Raw genomic sequence first — 24,646 nt, 5'->3', positions numbered from 1 at the left:
AGATGCCGCGAGACCTCGTCGAAGTCGCATGCCGCTGGGTCGACGCGTCGGAGCAAGCGGACGTACCAGCGGCCAACGCGGTCAGCGGTCTCCTCGGATGGGATCCAGGTCCGTGGATCGCCGAGGCGTGGCAGCCAGATGTGGAAGAGCTCGCGGGTTCGGACCGGACGGTGAGCAGTGCGCGGCAGGTCAACGACCACATGGTCCGCGTCGTCCTGGTCGGCAACCGTGGACAGGCACTCGTGAGCGTGGTGCTCGACGAGGCCGCCAAGGTCGTCGGTACGTCGGTCGACCCCGACGAGCAGGACGGACGATTCTGGGTCGTCGTGGGCTGCCCCCAGGAGCGAGAGGACGAGTTGCGCGCGTTCTACTCGATGCTCACCCATGGACGGATCGGGTCAGGCGAGGGCCAGATGCGCCCTCCACGCTGGCGCGACCCGGCAAACCCAACGCAGATCCACCTCGACGTGCACGTCGCCGACCTGGAGGCCGCCGAGCGCGCGGTGCTGGAGCACGGCGCGACGAAGCTGGAGGATTTCCCCGGCTGGCGCGTGTACGCCGACCCGGTGGGCCATCCCTTCTGCCTGTACCCCGGCCTCACCAAACCCACGGACCGATTCGGCACGCTCGTCCGCGTGGTGATCGACTGCGCCGATCCAGCACCGCTGGCGCGGTTCTGGGGTGCCGTGCTGGACATGCCCCGTACGGTCGAAGACTCACCCGACCGGATCGTGATCGCCCGCGACGACGACCGGCTGCCGATGCTCTCCCTGCAGCGCGTCCCCGACTACCAACCACCACGCTGGCCCGACCCCGAATACCCGCCGCAGATGCACTTCGACATCGGCTTCGACGACCGCGCCGAGAAGGAACGCCTCGCCCACGGGCTCGGAGCGACACGGCTACCGCCGCAGGGCGGCAGCTGCCCCGTGTACGCCGACCCCGCCGGCCACCCGTTCTGCCTTTGCTACAAGGGCGAATGAGCCGACGGCAACGGTCTTCAGGAGGTCTGTCGGTCTTCTGCAGCGCGGCCGGAATCAGGCGGTGCCTGGGGCGCCTGGTCCCGGAGCGGCAGGAGCCAGCAGAGGGAAGATGGTGGCGAGGAAGTTCCGCAGCACATTCAGCGCCTGTTCTGGGGGCACGTCGGCCTTGGGGTCCTTGGGCAGGCCTTCGATCTCGATGTGGTTTTGATCGGCGTGCTCCCGTATCCCCTGGTACAGGGTCTTGCCTAGCGTGGACAGGCTCGTGCCCAGGGCTACCGCATCCTCCATGAACTGTGGCACCGGTCGCGGATCGGGGACGGGCCAGGTGGCCGGGTCTCGCGGAGTGTCGAGGGTGAAGACGTGGGAGAACGTCCGGGCAGCAGCATCACGCGCCGTGAACGGGTCTCCCAGACCCCACTGTTCCCGCAGCGTGGCGATCAAGGAGGTGTGCCGGTACTCCTCGTTGAACACCTCGGCTTCGGCTACCCATGGCGACACGATGATGGCCGGGACCCGGTAGCCCGAGCGGTCGAACGTGAAGCCGTCCTGGCCTGCCGGAGCGGACGGGTCCGGTGACGGCACCGAAGGGGGCACAACGTGGTCGTAGGTGCCGCCTGGCTCGTCCCAGCCGATCAGCAGGGCCGTGTTCCAGACGTTGGACCCGGTGGGGGACTGCATCCCTTTGTAGGCGTTGTAGATCCGTGCCAGGAGGGCCTCACCGCCCAGAATCGAGGACGGCGGGTCAAAACTCTGCACCGCGATCCCGTGCCCCAGGGCTCGCCCGCACGCCGGGTGGTAGTCGTTGTGCCCCACCCCCAGGGACGGCTCGAGGAACGAGAAGTCGGGCAGGTCCCCGTGAGCGGCGTCGGCCTCGAACTGGGCGAACGGCACGACGTGTGTCGCGAACCGGTCCTTCAGCCGGGAGAAGTGGATCAGGCCCGTGGCGGAGAGCTGCATCGGCTCGGCGACGTACACCTTCCAGGTCTTGCCGTGGTCCTCGAGCCGGTTGAAGATCGTCTCCGCAGTGTTCTTCTGCACGAAGTTCTTGACCGGCGAGTTCACGGAGAATCCCGAGGACGTCGCGGCGGTCCAGAACGACCGGTTGGGCAGCGTCTGCGACGGCACCTCGCAGAACCAGTGATCGAACACCCCGAACCCCCGCGCCAGCCCGCTCAGCACCGGGATCTGCTCCGGGGTGAACCCGGTCATGATCTGCGAGTACTCCTCGTAAGTGGGCTGGCGGCCCATCTCGGCGGTGAAGCAACTGATGTAGTCGGTGACGTAGCCGTCCATCGTCGGCACCTGGCCGGGCGCCGGCGCGTTATAGGGCGCCGTGATCTCCTCGCCGAGCTTGAACCGGTTCTGCTCGTTCTGGATGTTGAACAGCTGGGTGTTGGTGTGCGGGTACTCCTCGCCGGAGTCGGGATTGGGGCTGTCCATGTCGGTGGCCACCGTGTACGGCACCACCTTGCGATCGGCACCATGCTCGGCCCACTCCGGGATCGGGTTCGAAAGGTCCCTGCCGAGCACGCCCTCGAATGTCTTGCCGTCCGCAGGCCCGTACAGGCGACCGAGCACGTTATCCAGTGACCGGTTCTCGAACAGCACCACGACCACGTGATCAAGCGCGTTGTCCCTGCTCTGACCCGCCATCCCAGACTCCTGATCTCCCGATAGAGCACCGCCGCCACTGACCGCCGCAGGCGAGCCGGTGTTCTGGTTTTAGGCCGAATGTAGGCAAGTTGTGCCACAGATGAGCCACCCCGCGAGGGTGATCTCGGCTGGAGGACCGGACCGAGAGGTGCAACCTCGGCGGATCGTCGTGGTTGGTGAGCAGCGAGACATGTAGCACTGCATCCGATGGCCCGACTGTCCACGAGACTGCCTTACGACGCCCACCGACTGGAGGACGGATGTCACGCGTGCTGATTCGGAACGTCGCGGTGCTGGTTGTGCCGGAGACCGGTGAGTGCCGGGTCGACGAGGCTCAGGACATTCACGTCGACAGCGGCCGGATCACCGCGATCACGCCGACGCCCGCCACCTCCCACGAGCCCGCGACATCGCGGCGTCGGGGGAGCCGGGGGAGTGGGAGGTGATCGACAGGGCTGGGTTGCTGGCTGTGCCTGGGTTGGTGAACTCGCATACGCACAGTCCGATGGTGATGATGCGCGGTGCGGGTCGTCCGACCCGAGGGGCCTACTGGGCTGTGAGCGCCTGCACGATGAGTTCGTTGCGTGCATCCTGCCCGCCGGGCACCGTGGTGTGGACGCCTTCGCGCAGGTACATGGTGAGGCGCGCCGGCTTGGCCGCGAGGTATTCGGCCCAGCGGACGATGCGGAGGTTCGGGTATTTCTTCTGCGCGTCGGACAGTTGGGAATTGACCCAGGCGCTGTTGCGCTGATCCGCGAGCTGAACGGTCGCGGACTTGGTGGTCCGGGCGATCTGGGTGTTGACCCAGACGACGGTGCGGTGCGATCCGACGATGTTCATCGTGCGATCCACCTGGGCGGCGAACGCCGGTGGATTGAAGATGTCGTTGGTGCCGGTGGCCATCAGGATCCGTCGCGGCAGGCCGTACCTGGAGGCCCAGCTCTGGAGCGCGTCGACCGCGGGCGCCGTGGGCCGCCCCGACCAGTTGTTGACCGCCAAGCTTGCGCCGGAGCGGCTCAGCAGCCGGGTGGCCAGCGCCTTGCCGTCCTGGACCGCGATACTGTCGCCGAACATGTACACGCCGTCGTGGTCGCGGACGTAGGTGATCGTCGCCTCGCTCGCGATCGCCCGGCTGAGGACGGTCCAGTTCACGAGCTCGCCGGATCCGTAAAGGTCGGCCGCGGTAGCGCTCTCGGCAGCTACAACGGTCGAAACCGCCGCCACCGCCCCGGCCATCAGGACATGCCGTCGATTCGGTCTCATAGTGATTCCCCCCAGACAAGAACTGTGAGGAAGGCCCCCGCCCCCGCAGCTCGAACGTTAAAATCCTTGCCACGTTGACGATTGGTCAACGGCGGCGGCCTGAACGATACAGGCCTAGTCCGCACGGGCGTCAAGGCAGCGAGACCGAACGGAGACCTGATCTGCAGCTTGCTGCAATTCCTGTAACGCCGATACGGGCCTGACCGATAAGCCAGCACACCCCGGCCAGGAATGGCCGGGGTGTGCGTGGGTCGAGCTGTCAGCTCACCGTGAGGATCTTGTTCACGGTGTACGCCTGGGCGTGGTCGGCGTCGGCCGGGAACCACACGCGGTAGGCGATCTGGCCACGGATGGCCGGCTTGATGCCGAACGCGTAAGCACCGGACGTGCTCAGCTTCACCGAGGCGATCGACTTCCAGACCTTGTTCCCGTACTGCTGCAGGTACACCAGTTTGCCCGAATGCGCCGGTGCGACGTACCCGTTGAACTTCGTCACACCGCCCAGCCGGATCGACGCCGGCGCCAGCGTCGCCGAGATCGTCGGCGCCACCTGCACCGTGACGTCCGCGGTCCGGGTCCCCATCAGGTCACCGTTGCCCGGGAAGGTCAGCATGATCACCGACGACACGGCCGGCTTGTACGCGTAGCTGAGCGTGCCGGTCGACGACGTCTTCAGCGCCGCCAGCAACTTGAACGCCGTCACGTTCTTCGGCCGTACGTAGATGTTGACCGGCAGCCCGGCGTACGCCTTGTTGTCGATACGCAGCGTGCTGCCCTTGATGGTGATCGACCCGCCGTAATTGATCAGCGTCGACGTGACGGCGATCCCCGACTTCATGCCGAGCAGTTGGGTGGTCGCGACCGGGCTGACCTTCCCACCCCGGTCCTTGACCCACGCCGCATAGGTGTACGTCGTCCCCTGCAGCAACCCGGTGTCCTTCACCGCGGACCCGGACCCCGCGTAGACCAGCACCCCGGTGGTGATCGTCGGCGCCTTGCTTCCGGCGTTCCGCCGCACGATCACCTGATCGAGGTCGGGGGTCGCCGGCACCTTCCACGACAGGTTCGCCGCCAGGTAGGCGCCAGTGGCGTCGAACGTCCCCACCGCCTGCGGTGCGAGGTCGGCCGTGCTGAACACCGTCCTGACCAATGGCAGCACCGTGCCGTCAGCAGCCTTGAGAGTCTCGCCGATGATCTTGTACGCGGTGTTGTCCAGCAGCGGCGCGGTCGGCGTGATCGTTGCCTTCCGCGTTGCCGCGTCGTACGTGAGGGTTGCCGGAACGACCGCGTCCGTCTTGCCGTTCAGCAGCTTGACCGTGGCCGGGATCACGGTCGCCGGATCCATGTCGCGTGCGAACGTCAGTGTCGGCTTGACGGACACCGCTGCCGACGTCGACAGGTCAGCCGGAGACACGTCGCGCACGGGGTACGGCAAGCCCCAGCTGGAGCCACCGGGGCCTTCCGCGCTGACGGTCAACGTGTACGCCCGCGTGTCCCGCGACCCATTGTCGTTGCGCACGGCAATGAACGTGCTGCCGGCCTGTACGCTGACGTTCGCGGTCGCGGTCAGCTGTACGGGCGCGTTGCACCCCGTGTCCGGGTCGATCGGCGTCGTCGGGTACGGGTTCGCCGCATCGGTGAGCGGGAGCAGGTCGCCGTCGTACACCGCCACCCGGGGCCCGAAGTTCGACGAGAAGGCGCAGTTGAACTGCGGCCCGGTCAGCGACACCTTGAGGTTGCGCGCGGCCGCCGAGGTCACCTCGTACCAGTCGACGTCACCCTCGACGCTGATGGTCGAGCTGATCGAGCCGGTGTCGGTCGACACCGCGATCGCCCGCTCAGGCTGATCGTTGCCGTCCGCCGCGTTGACCGGGAAGTCCGTCGTCCACTTGCCGCCGAGAGCGGCGTACGCGTCGAGCATGCCGGCGCCGTAGTACGGGTCGTTCCCGCGTGGTCCGGCGTCACGTGCCAGAACCTTGAGTCGCTGGGCGACCTGGGCGGGGGTGAACGTCGGCCACTTGTTCTTCACCAGCGCGGCCACACCCGCGACGATCGGCGCCGAGCAGGAGGTGCCGGTGCAGTACCAGTACGGCAGGAAGCCGGGCGGGGTCAGCGACCGCGCGCCGGTGCTGAGGATGTCCCAGCCCGGGGCGGCGATGTCGACCCAGTCGCCGTACGAGCTGAAGTCCGTCAGGACGCCGCCGGCGTTGGTCGCCGCGACGGCGATGACCTCGGGGTAGGCCGCGGGGAACTGGCGGTCCGAGTTGCCCGAGTTACCGGCCGCCACGACCACCACGACGCCACTGGCCACGGCACGCCGCACCGCGTCGTGCAGGACCGCGTTGTCGTCCGGTCCGCCGAGCGACATGTTGATGACCTTGGCGCCGTGGGCGACCGCCCAGTCGATGCCCTCGGCGATGTCGACGTCGTACCCGGTGCCGTTGGCGGCCAGGACCTTGACCGGCATCGCCTTCGTGGACCAGCCGACGCCGGCGACGCCGACGCCGTTGTTGGCGCCGGCAGCGATGATGCCGAGCGTCATGGTGCCGTGACCGTTGTCGTCGATCGGCCCGCGGTTGGGCGAGGTGGCGTTGTAGCCGGGCACGAGGTGACCGACGAGGTCGGGGTGACCGGCGTCGACGCCGGTGTCCAGGACGGCGACGATCTGGCTGCCGGTCGACTTGGACAGGTCCCAGGCCTGCGGAACCCGGACGGTGTTCAGGTAGGTCTTCTGATCGGTGCTGTAGAACTCGTCGTTCGGGACGGCCGAGATGCTGCGCTTGTAGTTCAGCGAGGCGAGCTCGACCGTCGGGTCGGCCTTCACCTTCTTCAGCAGGTCCGGGGCCGGGAGGTCGCCGGTGAGCTTGACGACATCCGACGAGACGGAGTCCTCGGTGGTGGCGCGGAACTTGGAGACCGCGGCCTTCCGGGCCGAGGACGTCGCCTTCTTCTTGAACTTCACCATCACTGCGTTCGGCTCGAACTCGGTCTTCGCGGCGTTGTGGTGAGCGGTCAAGGGCGGCCGGTACGGACCTTGGGCCGCGGAACCGGAGGAACTGGTCAGGACGACCAGTCCGCCCGCGACCAGGGCGGCGGGTAAGCCCAGGCGTAGCAAGTGGGCGGGGCGGAAGGACAAGGGGACCCCCCCAAGGGTCTCAGAGTGATAGTCGCCCGGAGTATGTCAGAGGTCTGGACCGCTGTGCGTGCCGGACCAGATGTCAAAAGCTGCAATCGTGCAACGACGTCCTGGCTGAGTGCCGACGTACGGCGCTCGACACTACGAAAGGTGATCGATGAAGTACATGTTGCTGATCCGGCCGGATGACGACTACGCCGACGGCGTGCCGGAGGACATGGTCCGGAGGACCGAGGCCTGGGTGGCCGAGGTGACGGCTCGCGGCATCCGTCGCGAGGGCGCCGCCCTCCAGCCGCCGGCCGAGTCGACCGGCGTACGACGCCGCGCGGGCAAAGTGGTGACCACCGACGGCCCGTTCGCCGAGTCCAAGGAGCAGATGGGCGGCTTCGACCTGATCGACTGCCGGGACCTGGACGAGGCGATCGAGATCGCCTCCAAGCACCCGGTCGCCGAGTTCGGCATGGTCGAGATCCGCGCGATCGTTGAGGACCTCCGAGAGTGAAGATCGGCGCCGACCCGACAACAGCTTGTTGCCGATCGCGCACTCTAAGCTTGCGCTCATGACTGCGGCACCGAGCTCCGACCTGGCCGGCTGGCGGCGGGCGCCGTTCACCGGCGCCGGCCTGACGTTCGACTGCTTCGAGAAGGGTGCAGGCCCGGGGGTCGTGCTGATCCCGGAGATCCCCGGCCTGACGCCCGAGGTGCTGGGTCTCGGCGAGCACCTGGTCGCCGAGGGATTCACCGTGGTGATCCCGTCGCCCTTCGGTACGCCGGGACGCCCCGAGACCATGGGGTACACGCTGGGCATGGTGGCGCGCCTGTGTGTTTCCAAGGAGTTCCGGTGCTTCGCGGCCAACGCCGAGCGTCCGATCACGAAGTACCTGGGTGCCGTCGCCAACGACTTGGCCGCGCGTACGCCGGGACGCGGGGTCGGCGTGATCGGGATGTGCTTCACCGGTGGGTTCGCGCTCGCCACGGCGGTCGAGGACGCAGTCAAGGCGCCGGTGCTGAGCCAGCCGTCGACGCCGTTCCCGATGTCGGCGCGGCTGCGGCGCGATCCGGGCTTGTCCGAGGCCGAGCTCGAGGTCGTCAAGGAGCGGACCCGCACCGACGGGCTGTGCGTGCTCGGCATGCGGTTCAGCCACGACCGGATGTCGCCGTCCGAGCGGTTCACCACTTTGCGGGCGCAACTCGGTGACGCGTTCGAGGTGATCGAGCTCGACTCCGCGCCGGGCAATCCGGAGGGGTACGGCCGGAGCGCTCACGCAGTGCTCACCCGGGACCTGCGGGAGGACCCGCCGAACACGGCCTTTCACGCCCGCGCCCGGATGGTCGAATTCCTCCGGCAGCACCTCACTGCTACCGGCTGACACCCGCTGGTGACTGTCAGTGTGGAAATGTTAAAGCAACGTTGAGGAATGCAGAGCGTGTGATTCAGTGGACGCTGCGTGGGGGAGGCTTGCCGTATCTGGGGTGAATTGTTGCGGAGTGCAAGGGCGGGGGCGCGGTGGGTGACGCGCGGGCATTTCCTCTGGTCTCAAGCGCTGCAGGCATGGCACGATCGGCCACCGGAGGCACTTCAGGGGGCGCGCATGGCGATGGCCAGGCACTTGACGAGTGAGGCTGCATGAACGGGCGGACAGCGCAGGAGAGCCGAGTCCCGGTGAACGGGGCCGCGGCCGCGAACGGGACCAATGGTCACGGTCCGCAACCGGAAGCCCGGCTCGGACAAGTCCCGGCGGACGACCCGGCCGGCGCCGGCTGGCAGGCCGACCAGAAGATCGCGGAGATCCCGGTGGGAGAAGGCGAGGCCCAGGTCAAGGACGCGGGCGAGAAGCAGGCCCAGGACCCAAGCCGGAAGGGTCCGCCGCGCAGCGACTGGACCAAGGAGGTCCGCGACCGCCCGAGGGTGCCGAACGGTACGCTCGGCCAGTTCAACACGCCCGTCCGGGTCGACGAGATCGCCGTCGCCGCGATGGCCCTGTCCGAGAACCTGCAGGCCGCGACCCGTGGCATGCCCGAGACCGTCGAACTGCGGCGGTTCCGCCGCGACCTCGACCAGGCCGCGAGCACCTTCCGCACGATCGCGAGCGAACTGGAGGTCACCGCCGGTCAGCTGATCCGCCTGGCGGCGAACGAAGGCCAGGCCTGCGGTGTCGGCTGGGGTGTCTGTCCCAAGCACGGCCTCACCCTGATGAACGTCGGTGAGACCGTCACGTGCCACATCCTCGGCTGCGAGCACACGAACGAGGGCGCTGTCGAGCGCTGTCAGCACCCCGTCGCGTACCGGGTGGTCGATGCGGCCGGCCCGGCGCTCCTCACCTGCGCCGGCCACGCGATCGCCTGCCGCCTCTACTTGGACAACCCGGTCATCTCCGCCGCCGCGGACAGCATGGAGCTGTTCTAGGAGATCCGGCAGGACGTCAGCTGGTCATTCGCGTTCGGCGAGAGCGCGATGAAGTTCGGCATGTCCGAGGTCCTGGTCCACGCCGGACGCGCTGCCGTAGTCGACGCGTTCGTAGAAGATCACGCCACCCGTGCCCTGGCTCGGCATCGGACCGTCGGCTGGACCGACGTCACCGATGCCTGCCCCTTGAACATCCGACCGCCGTTGGTCAACCGCAGGTAGTAGTCGGCGCAGCACGCCGTACCGTCCTCGTCCAGCGCGCGGATCCCTGAGCCGGCCAGCGAGCTTCATGGCTGACTCCTGTGGGGGCGGTAGGAAATCTTGAACAGACTCTTGCAAGAAAGCGATCGTCGCAAGCTCTTGACGCCGTTCTCGCGTGAACTTAGTTTGTTGGGTCAACAGACAAAGTCGGGAGGGGTGGCAGATGACGCTGACCGACGGTCGTCGCCCGGGGAACCGGGGGGTCGCTGCCGATCACGTCTCGCTCCGCCGCAACAACCTGTCCGTGGTGCTGCGGCACGTTCGCGACCTCGGTCCGCGATCGCGCGCCCGGATCGCCGCAGACACCGGACTGAACAAGGCGACCGTCAGCAGCCTGGTCGCCGAGCTCGTCGAGCGCGGCCTGCTCCGCGAAGGCCCGGCCGACTCCACTCGCGCCCTCGGCCGCCCCGGCCAGCTCGTCGAGCTCGACGGCACCGGCGTCTGCGGCGTCGGCGCCGAGATCAACGTCGACTATCTCGCCGTCGCCGCGCTCGACCTGGCCGGCAACGTCGTCCTCGAGAAGCGGGTCCCGCTCGACGTCGCCCACCTCGACCCGGGTACGACGCTCGACCGGTTCGCGGGCCTGGTCGGTGAGGCGGTCGCGGCCGTGGATGCACGCGGTGGACAGCTTGCCGGTGTGACGCTCGCCGTGCCCGGTCTGGTCGAAGGCGAGACCGGTGACCTGAAGCTCGCTCCGAACCTGGGCTGGGGTGAGCTCTCGGTCGCTCAGGAGATGCGCGCCCGGCTGGGCGAGCCGACGTACCCGTTGCACGTGGACAACGAGGCGAACCTCGCGGCCCTGGCGGCGTACTCCGAGATCCGGCAGCACGACCAGGTGCACGATCTCGTCCTGCTGACCGGGGCAGTCGGTGTCGGCGGCGGGGTGGTCACCGGAGGGCACCTGCTCCGCGGCGGGCACGGGTTCAGCGGTGAGGTCGGGCACATGCCGGTGGCGCCGCCCGGCCGGGTCTGCGGCTGCGGCCGGACCGGCTGCTGGGAGACCGTCGTCGGGCTGCCCGCACTGTTGCACGAGGCAACGGACGGCGACGATCCGGTCCGCGATCCGTCCCTGGACGTGGAGCAACGGCTGGCCGGCATCGTGCGGCGCGCCGAGGCGGGTGACGCACGGACACTGACCGCGCTGAAGGACGTCGGCACCTGGCTGGGGATCGGGGGAGCGATCCTGGTCAACATCCTGAACCCCGACGTGCTCGTGCTCGGCGGCTACTTCGCGGTGCTCGGACCGTGGCTGCAAGAGCCACTGGAGAAGGCTGTCCGCGACCGCGTGATCGCCCCGGACGGCGGCGGTTGCCGGGTGGTCCGGTCCGAGCTCGGCTTCGCCGCCGCGGTCCGGGGCGGCGCGCAGATCTCGCTCGACCAGGTCTTCGTCGATCCGACCCTGGTCGGCCGCGTGACCACGGGGATAGCCCAATGACCGATTTCGAGAGCTAAGAGGAGAGCAATGACGAACCTGGGCATCGGCCTGATCGGCTACGCGTTCATGGGCGCGGCCCACTCGCAGGCCTGGCGGAGCGCGCCGCGCTTCTTCGACCTGCCGCTGGACCCCGCGATGAACGTGCTCTGCGGCCGCAACGCCGAGGCCGTCCAGGCGGCCGCGACGAAGCTCGGCTGGAAGGAGACCGAGACCGACTGGCGCAAGCTGCTCGGCCGCGACGACATCCAGCTGATCGACGTGTGCACGCCGGGCGACAGTCACGCCGAGATCGCGATCGCGGCGCTGGAGGCGGGCAAGCACGTGCTGTGCGAGAAGCCGCTGGCGAACACGGTCGAGGAGGCCGAGGCGATGACCGCCGCGGCCGAGGCAGCGGCCGCGAACGGGATCAGGTCGATGGTCGGGTTCACCTATCGCCGGGTGCCGGCGATCGGGCTGGCTCGCCAGCTCGTTGCCGAGGGCAAGCTCGGCACCATCCGGCACGTCCGGGCGCAGTACCTGCAGGACTGGATCGCCGACCCGGAGGCGCCGCTGTCGTGGCGGCTGGACAAGGAGAAGGCCGGCTCGGGCGCGCTCGGTGACATCGGCGCGCACATCATCGACATGGCGCAGTACATCACCGGAGACACCATCGGCGAGGTGAGCGCCCGGCTCGAGACGTTTGTGAAGGAGCGCCCGGTCGCCGCCGAGCACTCCGGCCTGGCCGGTACGGCGGGCACCGAACGCGGACCGGTCACAGTCGACGACGCGGCCGTGTTCCTGGCCACCTTCCGCTCCGGCGCGCTGGGCGTCTTCGAGGCGACGCGGTTCGCCACCGGCCGCAAGAACGCGATCCGGATCGAGATCAACGGCAGCCTGGGCAGCCTCGCGTTCGACTTCGAGGACATGAACCTCCTGCACTTCTACGACGCCACCGAAGACTCGAGGACCGCCGGCTTCCGCCGCATCCTCGCCACCGAACCCGCCCACCCGTACGTCGCCGCGTGGTGGCCGCCCGGCCACCTGCTCGGTTACGAACACGGGTTCACCCATCAGGTCGTCGACCTGGTCACCGCGATCGCCGAAGGAGCCGATCCGGCACCGTCGTTCGCCGACGGGCTGCAGGTCCAGCGTGTGCTGGCCGCGGTCGAGTCCAGTTCCACGACACGACAATGGCAGGAGATTGCCGAATGAACAGCTACACCCCGACCAAGGACGACAAGTTCTCCTTCGGTCTGTGGACCGTCGGTTGGCAAGGCGTCGACGTCTTCGGTACGGCGGTCCGCCCCGCGATGGACCCGGTCCACGCGGTGGAGAAGCTCGCGGAACTGGGCGCGGCCGCGGTCACGTTCCACGACGACGACGTCGTACCCGACGACGCCACTCGCGGGCAGGTGCTCGAGCGGTTCACCAAGGCGCTGGCCGACACCGGCCTGGGCGTCGAGATGATGACCACGAACCTGTTCAGCCACCCCGTCTTCAAGGACGGCGGCCTGACCGCGAACGATCGCCAGGTCCGGCGGTATGCCCTGGCGAAGGTGCTCCGCAATGTCGACCTCGCGGCCGAGCTGGGGGCGGCGACGTACGTGCTCTGGGGTGGGCGTGAGGGCGCCGAGTCCGGCGGTTCGAAGGACGTGCGGGCCGCGCTCGATCGGTACAAGGAGTCGATGGATCTGCTCTGCGCGTACGTGCGGGAGCAGGGCTACAACATCCGCTTCGCGATCGAGCCGAAGCCGAACGAGCCGCGCGGTGACATCCTGCTGCCGTCGATCGGTCACGCGATTGCCTTCATCAACGATCTGGCGGATCCCGAGCTGGTCGGCATCAACCCCGAGGTGGGGCACGAGCAGATGGCCTCGCTGAACTACGCGCATGGCATCGCGCAGGCGTTGTGGCACGGCAAGCTGTACCACATCGACCTGAACGGGCAGCACGGTCCGCGGTTCGACCAGGACCTGCGGTTCGGGGCCGGGAACCTGCGGGAGGCCTTCTGGACGGTCGACGTCCTGCAGGGATCCGGAAGCTACCCGGCGTACGACGGGCACGTCCACTTCGACTACAAGCCGCCGCGCACCGAGGACGAGGAAGGCGTCTGGGAGACCGCGAAGGCCTGCATGCGGAACTACCTGATCCTGCGCGACAAGGCGCGCGCGTTCCGGGCCGACCCCGAGGTCGCGGAGGCCCTTGCCGCCGCACGCGTCGCGGAGTTGTCCGAGCCCACGCTGGCCGAGGGTGAGACGCTGGCCGACCTCCGCAGCGAGAAGTACGACCGGGAGGCGCTGGCCGACCGCGGTCTCGGTTTCGAGAAGCTGGACCAGCTGGCGATGGAGCACCTGCTCGGTGTCCGCTGACCATGATCGCCTGAGGAGTGGACCATATGGCTCGACCGATCACGTTGTTCACCGGCCAGTGGGCCGACCTGCCGTTCGAGGAGGTGGCCCGGCTGGCGTCGTCCTGGGGATACGAGGGACTGGAGATCGCCTGCTGGGGTGACCATCTCGACGTACGGCGTGCCGCCGAGGACGAGGCGTACGTGCGCGACCGCCTCGACATCCTCGAGAAGCACAACCTGAAGGTCTGGACGATCTCGAACCACCTGCTCGGGCAGGCGGTCTGCGACGACCCGATCGACCAGCGGCACCAGGCGATCCTGCCCGCGCACATCTGGGGCGACGGCGAGCCGGAAGGCGTCCGGCAGCGCGCCGCCGAGGAGATGAAGACGACGGCCCGCGCCGCCCGCGCGCTCGGGGTGGACGTGGTCGTCGGCTTCACCGGGTCGTCGATCTGGAAGACGGTCGCGATGTTCCCGCCGGTGCCGCCGGCCATGATCGAGGCCGGGTACCAGGACTTCGCCGACCGATGGAACCCGATCCTCGACGTGTTCGACGAGGTCGGGGTCCGGTTCGCGCACGAGGTGCACCCGTCGGAGATCGCGTACGACTACTGGTCGACGACGGCGACCCTGGACGCTATCGGTCACCGGCCGGCGTTCGGGCTGAACTGGGACCCGTCGCACTTCGTCTGGCAGGACCTCGACCCGGTCGGTTTCCTGTGGGACTTCAAGGACCGGATCTACCACGTCGACTGCAAGGACGCGAAGCGCCAGGTCGGCAACGGGCGCAACGGCCGGATGGGTTCGCACCTGGCCTGGGGCGACCCGCGCCGCGGCTGGGACTTCGTGTCCACCGGCCACGGCGACGTCCCCTGGGAGGCATGCTTCCGGATGCTCAACACCATCGGGTACGCCGGCCCGATCTCGGTGGAATGGGAAGACGCCGGGATGGACCGCCTGGTCGGCGCCGCCGAAGCCGTCCAGTTCGTCCGCTCGCTCGCCTTCGACCCACCCACCGCCTCCTTCGACGCGGCCTTCTCGTCCTAGAGCTTGGCGAAGAAGTCCTGGAGGTCCCTGATCACATGGTCGGGGGCTTCCAGGACGGCGAAGTGGCCGACGCGGTCAGGTGCCGGGCTTGATGCCGCTGAAGAATCGCCAGGCAGCGCTCGAGGACGGCCGACCTGTTGCCGTTGGCAATCGTGATGAAGTGCGTCACGTGGTAGTCGGCCAGCGGGCGTGCGCGTACGCCGACCCGTCGGAGCGAGCGATACGACTGCGCCATCAACGCCGCACCGACCCTGGCCGCGACAAGTGCGAGAATCGCCTGCACCGTGTGAGCGGTCGCAACGCAGTGGGGGACCGCACCGAGGTCTTGGTAGATGGCCATCACCTCGTCATAGGCCTGGGGCGCGGATTCGCGCGGCCACATCACCAGGTTCAAGTTCCTCAGCGCCTCTGATGCGAGCGGCCCGGTGTCGGCCGCCAGCGGAGAGTTGTCGGGAAGGAAGACACTCAACGGCTCCTGCGCCCAGGGGATGCTCAGGAGTTCCGGGGCCCTGATCGGGAGGCGATGCACCGCGAGGTCGAGGTCGCCGGCCTTGATCTCCGCCATCAGCGACATGTCGTCGAAGGACTCCCGCAGCTGCAGTTCGACCTCTGGCAGCTCGCTGCGCAGCCGCGCGATGGCGGGACCCAACGGTCCATTGATGGCAGATCCAACAAAGCCGATCCGGAGACGTCCGGCGTGCCCGCGGGCGACGGCGCGGACCTCGGCGTCGAGGTTGTCGACACTGCGGAGAATGTCAGCCGCCCGTGCGACGAACACATCCCCGGCGGCGGTCAGGGTGACCCCTCGAGGCGTCCGGTCCAGCAGCGCCACGCCAAGCCGCCGCTCGAGGTCGCGAACCTGTCTGGTCAGCGACGGCTGGCTGATGGTGAGCCGATCGGCCGCCGCGGTGATCGATCCCTCGTCAGCGATCGCGCACACGTAGGACAGCAGCCGAAGGGTATAGGCGAAAGGCATGACTCAGATGCTAAGTCATGCCTTTTGCTCGCGAGCCTGTCCGCGGCCCCGCATCCTCGTAACGACCACCGACACGCCGGAGGGAAGCGACATACGGTGACTACGAAGACCTTGACCGCCGCGATCGTCGGCTCGGGAAACATCGGTACGGACCTGATGTTCAAGCTGCTGCGCTCGCGACAGATCGAACCTCGATGGATGGTGGGAATCGATCCCGAGAGCGCCGGTCTGGCCCGCGCCCGCGATGCCGGGCTGGAAACGACCGCGGAGGGCGTGAATTGGCTGCTCGGCCGGTCCGAACTGCCCGACATCGTGTTCGAGGCGACCTCGGCCGCCGTTCACGCGGCGAATGCGCCTCGCTATGCCGCGGCCGGTATCACGGCGATCGACCTGACGCCGGCCGGTGTCGGGCCCGCCGTGATCCCGGCCGTCAACCTCGACGATCACCTCGAGGCCCCGAACGTGAATCTCGTGAGTTGCGCCGGGCAGGCGACCATCCCCATGCTCGCCGCGATCAAGTCCGCGGCGAACGTGACGTACGGCGAGATCGTCGCCTCGATCGCCTCCGCGTCGGCCGGACCCGGCACCCGGCAGAACCTCAGCGAGTTCTGCCTCAAGACGGCGGACGCCCTGCGGTCCGTGGTCGGCATTCCGCGTGCGAAGGCGATCTCGGTCATCAACCCGGCGGAGCCCGCGATGACGATGCGGGCCACCGTCTACGCCTCCGTGACCGACGCGGACGAATCCGCGATCGAGGCCGCCGTGACGGCGATGGTCGCTTCGGTGGCGACGTACGTCCCCGGTTATGAACTGCAACTGCTCGACGTCGACCGCGACGTCGTCACGTGCATGGTCAACGTCGAGGGTGCCGGCGACTATCTGCCTCGTTATGCCGGAAACCTGGACATCATCACCGCCGCGGCTGTCGCGGTCGCGGACGGAATCGCCCTCACCCGATCCGCGCGGACGGAGACCCTGGGATGACCTTGAACCTCGTGGACACGAGCCTGCGCGACGGCATGAGCAGCGTCTCGCACCAGTTCACCACAGACCAGGTCGCGGCGATCGCCGGTGGCCTCGCACGGGCCGGCGTCCGGACCATCGAGGTCGCCCACGGTGTCGGCATCGGCGGTTCGTCACTGCAGTACGGTCGTGCTGCCGCCACTGACAAGGAGTACGTCGAAGCCGCTGTCAAAGCGGCTCCCGGAGCGTCGATCGCCGCCCTCTACGTCCCTGGCATCTCGACCTTTGCCGACCTCGACGACATCGAGCTGGCCGGAGCCACCACTCTGCGGGTGGCGGTCCACTGCACCGAGGCCGATTGCGCGGAGCAGGCCGTGCGACGGGCCCGCCAGGATGGTCTCACCGCCATGTGCTTCCTGATGATGAGTCACAAGATCGAGCCGGCTGAGCTTGCGCAGCAGGCATCCAAGCTCGAGAGCTACGGCGCGCAGGTCGTGTACGTTGTTGACTCGGCCGGAGCCATGGTCCCCACTCAGGCAGCGGCACGCGTTGCGGCCCTGCGCGGCGCTGTCGACATCCCAGTGGGCTTTCACGCTCACAACAATCTCGGTCTCGCGATCGGCAACTCGCTCGCTGCCGCTGAGAACGGAGCGACCTACATCGACGGCTCGCTGCGCGGGCTCGGTGCCAGCGCGGGGAACGCGCAGACGGAGGTGCTGGCGGTAGCGCTCACCCGGTCGGGCTTCCAGCTGGACGTCGATGCCTTCGCCCTCGCCGAGCTCGCCGAGCAGGTGGTCGCGGCCTGCATGAAGGCTCCCCAGATCATCGACGAGGCCGCGCTCCTCATCGGCTACGCCGGTGTCTACTCCACCTTCTTCCACCCGACGAAACGTGCCGCCGCCAAGTTCGGCACACCCGTGCGTGACATTCTGCTGGAGCTGGGCCGACGCAACATCATCGGCGGTCAAGAGGACATGATCATCGACGTCGCGGCCGAGTTGGCCGGGCAGCGCGAGGCCTCCCGATGACAGTGGCATCGCGCGATCACCAGGCGGCGAGTCAGATCGCCCAGGAGCTACTGACGGCCCGGCGAGGACGCCTGCCGATGCCGCCGATCTCCAGAACGCACCCGGCGCTCGACATCGACGACGCCTACTCCATCCAGTCTCACCAGGTCGATCAATGGCTCCTCGACGGCGACACGATCGCCGGATTCAAGATCGGCCTGGTGGCCGAAGCGATGCAGCAGCAGATGGGAGTCCACGAGCCGGACTTCGGGCACGTGATGGCCAGTTCGATCCATCGGCCGTCGACGGAGCTGGACCGGGCTGGATACGTCGCACCCTTGGTGGAGCCAGAGCTCGGCTTCGTCCTCGCCGCTGACCTGCCCAGTACGGGCGTCACCGCCGATGATGTCCTCGCCGCCACGGCGTACGTCGTACCGCTCGTCGAAGTCGTCGACTCCCGGATCAGCAACTGGGAACTGACCATCGTCGACACCGTCGCGGACAACGCCTCCTCGGGCGGCGTCTACCTCGGTGCGAGCCGGCACTCCCCGGGCAGCATCACGCTCACCGATGTCACCTGCACCCTCCTGGTCAACGGGGTCGAGCGTGCCAGCGGTACCGGGCGCGACGTTCTCGGCAATCCCGCCGAGGCCGTTGCCTGGCTCGCCAATGAGCTGGGGCGCCGAGGCGTCCGGCTCGGGGCCGGCCATCTCATCCTGTCCGGCGCGATGACGCGGGCTGTTCGCGTCGACGTCGGTGATTCGATCACCGCGAACTTCGGGCAGTTGGGTACTGTGCGACTCCCGGTGACCTGTTCCGCCGCAACACCAACTCACGACATCTCGTTCGACGCAGAAGCGAGGAAGGGCTCCGGATCATGAGCGTGCCAACCACCGCCTCCCACGTCGGCGTTCTCGGCCACACGATCGAAGGCGCGGCGTTGTGCTGGACCGAGGTCGCCCGCCACAGCGCGAAGCTCGGGCAGCCCCAGCATCCTGACATCACCATGGACTGCATCTCCTTCGAACGAGTGATGCCGGCCTGGGAGGCGGGCGATCTCGCAACGGTGCGGGCCGTTCTCCGCACCAGCGCCGAGAGACTCGCGAAGGCCGACGCGGAGTTCTTCGTCTGCCCCGACAACACCGCGCACCTGGCGCTCGAGGCCGCCGGGCCGGAGTTTCCGCTTCCGGGCTTGCACATCGTCGACGTCGTCGCCGACGCCGCCCAGGTTGCCAGCTACCAGCGAGTCGCCATCCTGGGTACGCGCTTCACGATGAATGGTCCCCTCTATCCGCGCGAACTGGCCAAGCGTGGCATCACAGCGGTGATCCCGGCGGAGGCCGAACGCGAACGTATCCACGACGCGATCTTCACCGAGCTCGTCTACGGGCGGGTGCCGGAGAGCGTGCGGAGTACCTTCCACGGCATCGCCGAGCGGATGCAGGCGGAGGAAGGCTGCGACGCGGTTGCCGCTGTGTGCACGGAGATCCCCCTGGCCATCGACTCCTCCACCTCCCCGATCCCCGTCCTGGACTCGACCCGCCTCCTCGGCCGCGCGGCCGCCGAGGTGGCGCTCGGGCGCCGCCCGCTTCCGGTGTGGAGCGGGGGCGCGTTCGGGTGAACCGACCACAGGACCACCTCGCCAGAGCTGGTCTCGAGCTGCCCCCGCACCCACCCGGGCCGGCTGGGGCTTATCGGTCCGCCACCCTCGACAGGGGCCTGCTGTTCACCTCTGGACAGGTCCCGCTGACCGATGGGCAACTGCTTGCCCAAGGCAAGGTCGGCCAGGAGGTCGAGCCCGACATCGCAGCGTTGTGCGCACAGGCGGCCGCTCTGAACGCCCTCGCGGCGGCGGCCGAGGTGATCGACCTCGCCGAAACCCGCGGCTGTGTCTCACTGCGTGTCTTCGTCGCCGGTACGCCGGCCTTCACCGACTATGTATCGGTTGCCGACGGCGCATCACGAGTCATCGCGGCCGCGTTCCCGGACGCAGGCCTGCCCGTTCGCACCGCAGTCGGTGTGGTGTCACTCCCGCTGGACGCCCCTGTTGAGGTGGAACTGATCCTCACACTGGACGACGCCCGCTGACCACTGGGGGCTACGCTCGGTGGCATGACTGCTGGCAAGTACGTCGCGCGGATCGTCGAGGTCCCGGATCACGGCATCAAGCTGGAGCCCGCGGAAGGTTCGGTCACGCCGGAGGAGCCGACCGAGGTGAACCTCCTCGGGATGGCGATCGCGCTGGCGCTCGGCGCGGCCGGGTATCGGCATCACGCCGAGCAGCGTGATCCGGAGCTGCAGACACTCGACACGTTGCTGAGCGGTGACGCCGTGATGCCGTGGCGACCGGCCGACGACGGTGCTACGCCGTACATCGTCTGCGCGCTGAACGACGGGCGCCCGACGTGCGAGGTCCGCCCGACCGCCGACTGATGGCGTGCCGGCGGCGTAGGGACCTGCGGTCTGCTGACTGATGGCCGACGCGATCTGGCCGGCGGCGCCGGAGCTGCGCCGGCCGCGGATCCTGCGGCAGCGGTGGCTCGATCTGACGTTCCTGCACTGGGCCGTCGAACCGGCTGACGTCGCGCAGTTCTTCCCGGCGGGCACCCGTCCCGACACCTTCGAGGGACGCACGTACGTCGGCCTCGTTCCGTTCCGGATGGTCGACACCGGGTTGCCGCACGGACCCGCCGTACCGTATGTGGGCACGTTCCTGGAGACGAACGTGCGCCTGTACTCCGTCGACGAGGCCGGCCGGCGTGGTGTCGTCTTCCTCAGCCTCGACGCGAACCGCCTGGCTGTCGTCACCGCGGCCCGTACCGTCTTCGGCCTGCCATACCGCTGGGCTCGGATGACGCACATCCGCGACGGCAACCACCACACCTACACATCGACTCTCCGCTGGCCCGGCGTTCAGGCGAGCGCGACCATCGACGTCGAGGTCGGCGCTCGCCTGGAACTCGGGCCGCTCGAACACTTCCTCACCGCCCGCTGGGCCCTTCACACCCACCGCGCCGGCCGCACCTGGTACCTCCCCAACCACCACCCACCCTGGATCCTCCACACCGCCGAGCTTGTTGCGCTGGATGCCGACGACGTCCTGACCTCGGTCGGCCTGACCGCGCCGGGCCGACCTCCCGATCACGTCGCCTTCAGCCCCGGCGTACCTGCCGAGTTCGGCCTGCCGCCGAGGGCTACTTCAGCAGGGCGTCCGTCTGGCTGACGAGGAACGGGAGTTCGACCTGCCGGGCCCAGCGGTTGACCTCGGTCGCGAGCGCCCGGGATCCGGCGAGGTCCCCTTCATCCCGAAGCAGCACGGCGAGCAGAGCCTGCTGAGCCAGCGCACCCAGTAGATGCCCGACCTTCTGCCGGAGCTCCGTCGACCGCTCCCACTGCTCCCGCGCAAGCACGAGATCCCCGGCAGTATGAGCGTGATCCCCGAGATGCCGCAGCGCGAGCGAGGCGAGCAGCTCATCGCCGCTCTTCTCACCGAGCTCCAGCGCGGCAGTGAAGTGGACGAACGCCTCGTCGCTGCGGCCCCGGAGATTGTCGGCGATCAGGCCGGCGTAGAAACTCACCGCACCGCGTCGAGCGTCACCGGGAGCGTTCTCGCCGAGCCGTTCCGCGCGGCTGGCGAGAGCGGCCGACGTAGCCTCGTCACGCCCCTCTGGGCCGAAGCTCAGATCGCCCGACTGGACCAGGGCTGTGCCGTAGTCCTTGCGCAATCGCAGCATCTCGACGTGCCAGGTGACTGTTGCATCGGTCGACTCGCCGATCAGTTGGGTGATGGCGGTGAGCGCCGTGGGGGCATGGGTTGTCTGTTGGGCGAAGTCTTGGTCGACGGCGACCTCGGCGCGGGCCAATGCAAGGGCTTGGTGCTCGGCGGGGTTCTCGGCTTGGCTGGCGCGGAGGAGTTCGGTGGCGGCAGTCCATTGGCCGGCGCGCATGAGGTGGGCGGCGGCGGTGACGACGGCGGTGGCGGCGAGGTGGGTCATGGGGGTGCTCCTCACGATGAGCTGGAGGCTGGAGCAGCAGGGTATTTCGACGTCGAAATATTTGACAACTAACCTTCAGCGGATGAAAAGTTAGACGGGTGAAGGATTGGGTGGATGACCATGTCGACCTCTGGTCTGCGGAGTGGCCGGAGCTCGATCGCCGGGTCGAGGGCATCGCGGTCCGGCTGCAGGCGCTGGCGCGCTACCTGGATCGGCATCGGGACGCGGTGCTGGCGGAGTTCGGGATGCAGTGGTGGGAGTTCAAGACGCTCCACATGCTCCGCCGCGGCGGTTCGCCGTACCAGGCGACCCCGGGCGAGCTCGCCAAGCAGCTGGGGATGTCGGCGGCGGCGCTCACCAACCGCCTGGACGCACTCGAACGCCGCGGCTATGTCGAGCGCTCGCACGACCGTGACGACCGCCGCAAGGTGGTCGCCACGCTCACCCCGTCCGGCCACGAGATCTGGGAGCGCGGCATCGGCCAGATCCAGCACGTCGAACAGGACCTGATCCACAGCGTGTCCTCCAGCGACCGCATCCGCCTCGAGGCGCTCCTCCGCCGGCTACTCATGGCGACCGAGAAATCCGACGGCTGATTCACGCACGGGATGTCAAGATCGCGTCCGCGGCTCCGACCTCTGGTTGTACGGACCAGAGAATCGGAGGACGGACTGATGGAACCGCTGAACCTGATGGTGTCGCTGAGTCACTTCGCGAACCAGAAGCCGAAGAACAAGCGCGGGCTGAGTGAGCGGGTCGGGCGCGGCCGGCGGGGTGAGGAGCGTCCGCAGCCGGAGCGTACGCACGGATGGTGGCGGAGCCGGTTGCACGGGGTGGCGAGGATCGCCACGCGGTGAGCCGCAGCGGCGGGAGGCCGGTGGTCACGGATGGTGGGGCTCGGCTGCAAGGAGTGGCGAGGACAGCCACGCGGTGACGGGCTGGCATTTCAGCAGGGTGAAATACAGGGCGGATTCCGGGGAGTCGTGGAAGAGTCCTCTCGTGACCGATGCGAAGAGTGAGCAGGCCCGGCAGTTGCTGGCGGTGTACGACGACCAGCTGCGTGGGACGAGCGAGAGCGCGGACGTGCCGACGAGCATGGACGGCCCGGTGATCCGGGTCGAGTACCCGAACCGTGGGTTCGTCAGCTACCGATCGCTGGAGGGGCTCGACGGCGCTGAGGTCGACGCGCTGATCGCCCGCCAGCGGGACTACTTCGCGGCCATGGGCCAGTCGGTCGAATGGAAGCTGCGCGGTCACGACCTGCCGGCGGATCTGCCGGAGCGGCTGCGCGCGGCCGGGTTCGAGCCTGAGGAGCAGGAGACCGTCCTGGTCGTGGAGAGCGCGGACATCGTCGAGCGGCTGCGCGGACGCACGTCCGTCGACGGCATCACCATCGGCCTCGTGAACGACCGCGCCGACTTCGAGCGCATCGCGGCGATGGAGTCGACCGTCTGGAACGACGACTGGTCCTGGCTCACCGACGATCTGGTTCGCCGTCACGCGACCGGGCTGACCGACATCTACGTAGCCGAGGCGGACGGCGAGGTCGTCTCCGCAGCGTGGGCGGTTTACAAGAAGGGCACCGAGTTCACCGGTCTGTGGGGCGGCTCGACGCTCGCGGAGTGGCGTGGCAAGGGCATCTACAAAGCCCTCGTCGCGGTCCGCGCCGCCCGCGCGGTCGAGCTCGGCTACAAATACCTCCACGTGGACGCGTCCGACGACAGTTCCCCGATCCTGCAGCGCCTCGGCTTCCTCGCGGTCACCACCACCACGCCGTACGTCTACACCCCGTGAGTCAGTTGGGTGGGCGGTAAAGGGCGTAGTGCATCGGGCCGTTGTGGGGGAGTTCCAGTTCGGCGATCGTGGTGAAGCCCATAGACTCGTAGAACGAGAGGTTCGCGGGGTCCTGGGTCTCGAGGTACGCCGGTAAATGCTCGCGGTCCGCGGCGGCCAGGCCGGGCGCGACGACCGCTCGGCCCAGGCCCTGGTGCTGCCGGTCGGGGGCGACGCCGAGGATGGCGAGGAGCCACAGCGGAGTGCGCGGTCGGAAGATGCCCATCGCCTGGCCGTACTCCGCGGCGACGGCCGCGCGTGATCCGGCGAGTTCGTTGAAGGCGTCGGCGAGCTGGGCCAAGGCATCCGGGGGAGTGGCGGGCGTCGTCCAGATGGCGACGGCGCTGACGTCGTCGGTGACCCAGACCCGGCCGTGCGGGATGCCGATGCCGGTGAGGAAGTGGCGGTTGTACTGCGAGAGCCGGGTGAGGTAGTCGTCGGGGTCGAGCCCGGCCCGGGTCATCGGGTAGTCCTCGAACGCCTGCGTCAGGGTCCGGACCGCCGCGTCGATGTCGGAGGTCGTTGCCTGACGCACCCTTTCGGTCATGATCGGAGCGTGTGCACGATCAGGTCGGCGACGGCGCGCATGCCGGTCGCGTTCGGGTGGTACGGGACGAAGCCGCGGAGGCGGCCGAGCAGGCCCCGACTGAACCCGGTCGTCCACGGCTCGGGGGAGCCGATGCCGTGGTCGCGGCTCGCGGCCGAGGCCGTGATCAGCTCGGCGCCCGTGCTGGCCGCAGCCTTCGCGAACGCCGCCGCCAGGCCGTCGGCCATCAGGGCGACGCTCGGCAGTTGTTCCTCGTTCAGTGGTACGTCGCGACGCGGACGGGTGCTCGGCCCGACGAGGGTGAGATAGTCGACGAGCACGACCTGGGCGTCCGGCGCACGCTCCCGGACGCGCTCGACCACGGCGACGAGGGAATCCGTGACGGCCTGGTAGGCCGCGTCGTCCTTGAGGTAGCTGACCCGCGCCCGGATCCGGTTCGCGACGCGCCGGCCGAAGACGGTGGCCGGCTTGGCCAGCAGGTTGAGGTAGCTGCCGCGGATGAACGTCCCGACGTAGTCGAGATCGTTGCCGCCGACAGTGATCGTGACGAGGGCCGTCTCCGGGGTGACGGCGTCGAGCTGCGGGGCGGACTCGTCCTGCCGGGTGTCGAGGAGGTGCGCGGTGGTCGCACCGGAGTAGGTGACGTCGGTCAGCTCCAGCCCGAGCTCCGCCGCGACCAGGTGCGCGTAGTTGTTGCCCGATCGGCCCGCCGGCGCAGACACGACCGGGTCGATCCCCGGACCGGAGGCGAACGAACTTCCGAGGGCGACGTACCGGCTGCCGGGAGAGATCACCGGACCACGATAACCGG

At 68.5% G+C, this 24,646-nt stretch carries 27 protein-coding genes; 19 read left to right on the top strand and 8 right to left on the bottom strand.

Going from position 1 to position 24,646, the window contains the following annotated elements:
- Positions 1-2: 2 nt before the first annotated feature.
- Positions 3-983, top strand: a complete 981-nt coding sequence (locus tag OG558_RS38070; RefSeq protein ID WP_405067349.1) for a VOC family protein — start codon at positions 3-5, stop codon at positions 981-983.
- Positions 984-1,037: 54 nt separating this feature from the next.
- On the opposite strand, the gene OG558_RS38065 is transcribed toward OG558_RS38070, so the two are convergent.
- Positions 1,038-2,636 carry an alkaline phosphatase family protein gene (locus tag OG558_RS38065; RefSeq protein WP_405067348.1) on the bottom strand — a complete coding sequence of 533 codons (1,599 nt, stop codon included), beginning with the start codon at positions 2,634-2,636 and terminating at the stop codon, positions 1,038-1,040.
- Between the two features lie 269 nt (positions 2,637-2,905).
- Here OG558_RS38065 and OG558_RS38060 point away from each other — a divergent pair, with 269 nt between their 5' ends.
- A complete protein-coding gene (locus tag OG558_RS38060; RefSeq protein ID WP_405067347.1) occupies positions 2,906-3,082 on the top strand; it encodes a hypothetical protein in 177 nt (58 codons plus the stop codon).
- A 100-nt stretch (positions 3,083-3,182) separates the two neighbouring features.
- Here the strand turns inward: OG558_RS38060 and OG558_RS38055 are convergent, their stop codons facing one another.
- Together OG558_RS38055 and OG558_RS38050 are read right to left on the bottom strand one after the other, a co-directional pair.
- Positions 3,183-3,899: a hypothetical protein gene (locus OG558_RS38055; protein WP_405067346.1), complete on the bottom strand. Its 717-nt coding sequence runs from the start codon at positions 3,897-3,899 to the stop codon at positions 3,183-3,185.
- 259 nt (positions 3,900-4,158) lie between these two features.
- Complete coding sequence (locus OG558_RS38050; protein ID WP_405067345.1) at positions 4,159-7,035, bottom strand: S8 family serine peptidase; 2,877 nt, start codon at positions 7,033-7,035, stop codon at positions 4,159-4,161.
- A gap of 157 nt (positions 7,036-7,192) precedes the next feature.
- Between OG558_RS38050 and OG558_RS38045 the strand changes: the two genes are divergently transcribed.
- From OG558_RS38045 to OG558_RS38035, 3 genes are all read left to right on the top strand, one after another.
- Positions 7,193-7,537 carry a YciI family protein gene (locus OG558_RS38045; RefSeq protein WP_329476266.1) on the top strand — a complete coding sequence of 115 codons (345 nt, stop codon included), beginning with the start codon at positions 7,193-7,195 and terminating at the stop codon, positions 7,535-7,537.
- Positions 7,538-7,595: 58 nt separating this feature from the next.
- On the top strand, positions 7,596-8,405 hold the full coding sequence (locus OG558_RS38040) for a dienelactone hydrolase family protein (protein WP_405067344.1): 810 nt from the start codon (positions 7,596-7,598) through the stop codon (positions 8,403-8,405).
- A gap of 257 nt (positions 8,406-8,662) precedes the next feature.
- Positions 8,663-9,442 carry a hypothetical protein gene (locus OG558_RS38035; RefSeq protein WP_405067343.1) on the top strand — a complete coding sequence of 260 codons (780 nt, stop codon included), beginning with the start codon at positions 8,663-8,665 and terminating at the stop codon, positions 9,440-9,442.
- Positions 9,443-9,466: 24 nt separating this feature from the next.
- On the opposite strand, the gene OG558_RS38030 is transcribed toward OG558_RS38035, so the two are convergent.
- The gene (locus OG558_RS38030) at positions 9,467-9,733 is read right to left on the bottom strand and encodes a hypothetical protein (RefSeq protein WP_405067342.1); all 267 of its coding nucleotides are present in this window, start codon (positions 9,731-9,733) and stop codon (positions 9,467-9,469) included.
- A gap of 133 nt (positions 9,734-9,866) precedes the next feature.
- Here OG558_RS38030 and OG558_RS38025 point away from each other — a divergent pair, with 133 nt between their 5' ends.
- From OG558_RS38025 to OG558_RS38010, 4 genes are read left to right on the top strand one after another with little or no spacing between them, the layout of a single operon-like run.
- On the top strand, positions 9,867-11,138 hold the full coding sequence (locus OG558_RS38025) for an ROK family protein (protein ID WP_405067341.1): 1,272 nt from the start codon (positions 9,867-9,869) through the stop codon (positions 11,136-11,138).
- A gap of 27 nt (positions 11,139-11,165) precedes the next feature.
- On the top strand, positions 11,166-12,329 hold the full coding sequence (locus OG558_RS38020) for a Gfo/Idh/MocA family protein (protein WP_405067340.1): 1,164 nt from the start codon (positions 11,166-11,168) through the stop codon (positions 12,327-12,329).
- A complete protein-coding gene (xylA, locus tag OG558_RS38015; RefSeq protein WP_329476272.1) occupies positions 12,326-13,486 on the top strand; it encodes a xylose isomerase in 1,161 nt (386 codons plus the stop codon). The genes OG558_RS38020 and xylA overlap by 4 nt, the downstream gene beginning before the upstream one ends.
- Before the next feature lie 26 nt (positions 13,487-13,512).
- Positions 13,513-14,514: a sugar phosphate isomerase/epimerase family protein gene (locus OG558_RS38010; protein ID WP_329476273.1), complete on the top strand. Its 1,002-nt coding sequence runs from the start codon at positions 13,513-13,515 to the stop codon at positions 14,512-14,514.
- Between the two features lie 31 nt (positions 14,515-14,545).
- On the opposite strand, the gene OG558_RS38005 is transcribed toward OG558_RS38010, so the two are convergent.
- Positions 14,546-15,490, bottom strand: coding sequence for a LysR family transcriptional regulator (locus tag OG558_RS38005; protein WP_405067339.1), 945 nt, complete (start codon positions 15,488-15,490; stop codon positions 14,546-14,548).
- Between the two features lie 96 nt (positions 15,491-15,586).
- Between OG558_RS38005 and OG558_RS38000 the strand changes: the two genes are divergently transcribed.
- The 7 genes from OG558_RS38000 to OG558_RS37970 are packed head-to-tail and all read left to right on the top strand — an operon-like array spanning position 15,587 to position 20,683.
- Positions 15,587-16,474 (top strand): acetaldehyde dehydrogenase (acetylating), encoded by an 888-nt coding sequence (locus OG558_RS38000; protein ID WP_405067338.1) that lies wholly within the window; start codon positions 15,587-15,589, stop codon positions 16,472-16,474.
- Positions 16,471-17,481, top strand: coding sequence for a 4-hydroxy-2-oxovalerate aldolase (dmpG, locus tag OG558_RS37995; protein WP_405067337.1), 1,011 nt, complete (start codon positions 16,471-16,473; stop codon positions 17,479-17,481). Before OG558_RS38000 ends, dmpG begins: the two co-directional genes overlap by 4 nt.
- Positions 17,478-18,341 (top strand): 2-keto-4-pentenoate hydratase, encoded by an 864-nt coding sequence (locus tag OG558_RS37990; RefSeq protein WP_405067336.1) that lies wholly within the window; start codon positions 17,478-17,480, stop codon positions 18,339-18,341. Before dmpG ends, OG558_RS37990 begins: the two co-directional genes overlap by 4 nt.
- Positions 18,338-19,081 carry an aspartate/glutamate racemase family protein gene (locus OG558_RS37985; RefSeq protein ID WP_405067335.1) on the top strand — a complete coding sequence of 248 codons (744 nt, stop codon included), beginning with the start codon at positions 18,338-18,340 and terminating at the stop codon, positions 19,079-19,081. The genes OG558_RS37990 and OG558_RS37985 overlap by 4 nt, the downstream gene beginning before the upstream one ends.
- Entirely contained in the window at positions 19,078-19,548 is a 471-nt protein-coding gene (locus tag OG558_RS37980; RefSeq protein WP_405067334.1) for a RidA family protein, read from the top strand. The genes OG558_RS37985 and OG558_RS37980 overlap by 4 nt, the downstream gene beginning before the upstream one ends.
- 24 nt (positions 19,549-19,572) lie before the next feature.
- Complete coding sequence (locus OG558_RS37975) at positions 19,573-19,893, top strand: hypothetical protein (RefSeq protein WP_405067333.1); 321 nt, start codon at positions 19,573-19,575, stop codon at positions 19,891-19,893.
- 40 nt (positions 19,894-19,933) lie between these two features.
- Positions 19,934-20,683 (top strand): YqjF family protein, encoded by a 750-nt coding sequence (locus tag OG558_RS37970; protein WP_405067332.1) that lies wholly within the window; start codon positions 19,934-19,936, stop codon positions 20,681-20,683.
- Here OG558_RS37970 and OG558_RS37965 read toward each other — a convergent pair.
- Complete coding sequence (locus OG558_RS37965) at positions 20,655-21,455, bottom strand: hypothetical protein (RefSeq protein ID WP_405067331.1); 801 nt, start codon at positions 21,453-21,455, stop codon at positions 20,655-20,657. The genes OG558_RS37970 and OG558_RS37965 overlap by 29 nt on opposite strands.
- A gap of 98 nt (positions 21,456-21,553) precedes the next feature.
- Between OG558_RS37965 and OG558_RS37960 the strand changes: the two genes are divergently transcribed.
- From OG558_RS37960 to OG558_RS37950, 3 genes are all read left to right on the top strand, one after another.
- On the top strand, positions 21,554-22,051 hold the full coding sequence (locus OG558_RS37960; protein WP_405067330.1) for a MarR family winged helix-turn-helix transcriptional regulator: 498 nt from the start codon (positions 21,554-21,556) through the stop codon (positions 22,049-22,051).
- 78 nt (positions 22,052-22,129) lie between these two features.
- On the top strand, positions 22,130-22,312 hold the full coding sequence (locus tag OG558_RS37955; protein ID WP_329476284.1) for a hypothetical protein: 183 nt from the start codon (positions 22,130-22,132) through the stop codon (positions 22,310-22,312).
- Between the two features lie 142 nt (positions 22,313-22,454).
- Positions 22,455-23,249, top strand: coding sequence for a GNAT family N-acetyltransferase (locus OG558_RS37950; protein ID WP_405067329.1), 795 nt, complete (start codon positions 22,455-22,457; stop codon positions 23,247-23,249).
- Position 23,250: 1 nt separating this feature from the next.
- Here OG558_RS37950 and OG558_RS37945 read toward each other — a convergent pair whose 3' ends face one another.
- Complete coding sequence (locus OG558_RS37945) at positions 23,251-23,835, bottom strand: GNAT family N-acetyltransferase (protein ID WP_405067328.1); 585 nt, start codon at positions 23,833-23,835, stop codon at positions 23,251-23,253.
- Entirely contained in the window at positions 23,832-24,629 is a 798-nt protein-coding gene (locus OG558_RS37940) for an SGNH/GDSL hydrolase family protein (RefSeq protein ID WP_405067327.1), read from the bottom strand. Before OG558_RS37940 ends, OG558_RS37945 begins: the two co-directional genes overlap by 4 nt.
- Between the last annotated feature and the right edge of the window lie 17 nt (positions 24,630-24,646).

The organism is Kribbella sp. NBC_01510, assembly GCF_045040325.1.
In the GTDB taxonomy this organism is placed as follows: Bacteria; Actinomycetota; Actinomycetes; order Propionibacteriales; family Kribbellaceae; genus Kribbella.
This window is presented reverse-complemented; position numbering and strand designations above follow the sequence as displayed.

Bases quoted from the DNA above. Each gene is read 5' to 3' on its own strand.
- OG558_RS38070 (WP_405067349.1), top strand. From the start codon at position 3: ATGCCGCGAGACCTCGTCGAAGTCGCATGCCGCTGGGTCGACGCGTCG.
- OG558_RS38065 (WP_405067348.1), bottom strand. From the start codon at position 2,636: ATGGCGGGTCAGAGCAGGGACAACGCGCTTGATCACGTGGTCGTGGTG.
- OG558_RS38055 (WP_405067346.1), bottom strand. From the start codon at position 3,899: ATGAGACCGAATCGACGGCATGTCCTGATGGCCGGGGCGGTGGCGGCG.
- OG558_RS38045 (WP_329476266.1), top strand. From the start codon at position 7,193: ATGAAGTACATGTTGCTGATCCGGCCGGATGACGACTACGCCGACGGC.
- OG558_RS38040 (WP_405067344.1), top strand. From the start codon at position 7,596: ATGACTGCGGCACCGAGCTCCGACCTGGCCGGCTGGCGGCGGGCGCCG.
- OG558_RS38035 (WP_405067343.1), top strand. From the start codon at position 8,663: ATGAACGGGCGGACAGCGCAGGAGAGCCGAGTCCCGGTGAACGGGGCC.
- OG558_RS38030 (WP_405067342.1), bottom strand. From the start codon at position 9,733: ATGAAGCTCGCTGGCCGGCTCAGGGATCCGCGCGCTGGACGAGGACGG.
- OG558_RS38025 (WP_405067341.1), top strand. From the start codon at position 9,867: ATGACGCTGACCGACGGTCGTCGCCCGGGGAACCGGGGGGTCGCTGCC.
- OG558_RS38020 (WP_405067340.1), top strand. From the start codon at position 11,166: ATGACGAACCTGGGCATCGGCCTGATCGGCTACGCGTTCATGGGCGCG.
- xylA (WP_329476272.1), top strand. From the start codon at position 12,326: ATGAACAGCTACACCCCGACCAAGGACGACAAGTTCTCCTTCGGTCTG.
- OG558_RS38010 (WP_329476273.1), top strand. From the start codon at position 13,513: ATGGCTCGACCGATCACGTTGTTCACCGGCCAGTGGGCCGACCTGCCG.
- OG558_RS38005 (WP_405067339.1), bottom strand. From the start codon at position 15,490: ATGCCTTTCGCCTATACCCTTCGGCTGCTGTCCTACGTGTGCGCGATC.
- dmpG (WP_405067337.1), top strand. From the start codon at position 16,471: ATGACCTTGAACCTCGTGGACACGAGCCTGCGCGACGGCATGAGCAGC.
- OG558_RS37990 (WP_405067336.1), top strand. From the start codon at position 17,478: ATGACAGTGGCATCGCGCGATCACCAGGCGGCGAGTCAGATCGCCCAG.
- OG558_RS37985 (WP_405067335.1), top strand. From the start codon at position 18,338: ATGAGCGTGCCAACCACCGCCTCCCACGTCGGCGTTCTCGGCCACACG.
- OG558_RS37975 (WP_405067333.1), top strand. From the start codon at position 19,573: ATGACTGCTGGCAAGTACGTCGCGCGGATCGTCGAGGTCCCGGATCAC.
- OG558_RS37970 (WP_405067332.1), top strand. From the start codon at position 19,934: ATGGCCGACGCGATCTGGCCGGCGGCGCCGGAGCTGCGCCGGCCGCGG.
- OG558_RS37965 (WP_405067331.1), bottom strand. From the start codon at position 21,455: ATGACCCACCTCGCCGCCACCGCCGTCGTCACCGCCGCCGCCCACCTC.
- OG558_RS37955 (WP_329476284.1), top strand. From the start codon at position 22,130: ATGGAACCGCTGAACCTGATGGTGTCGCTGAGTCACTTCGCGAACCAG.
- OG558_RS37945 (WP_405067328.1), bottom strand. From the start codon at position 23,835: ATGACCGAAAGGGTGCGTCAGGCAACGACCTCCGACATCGACGCGGCG.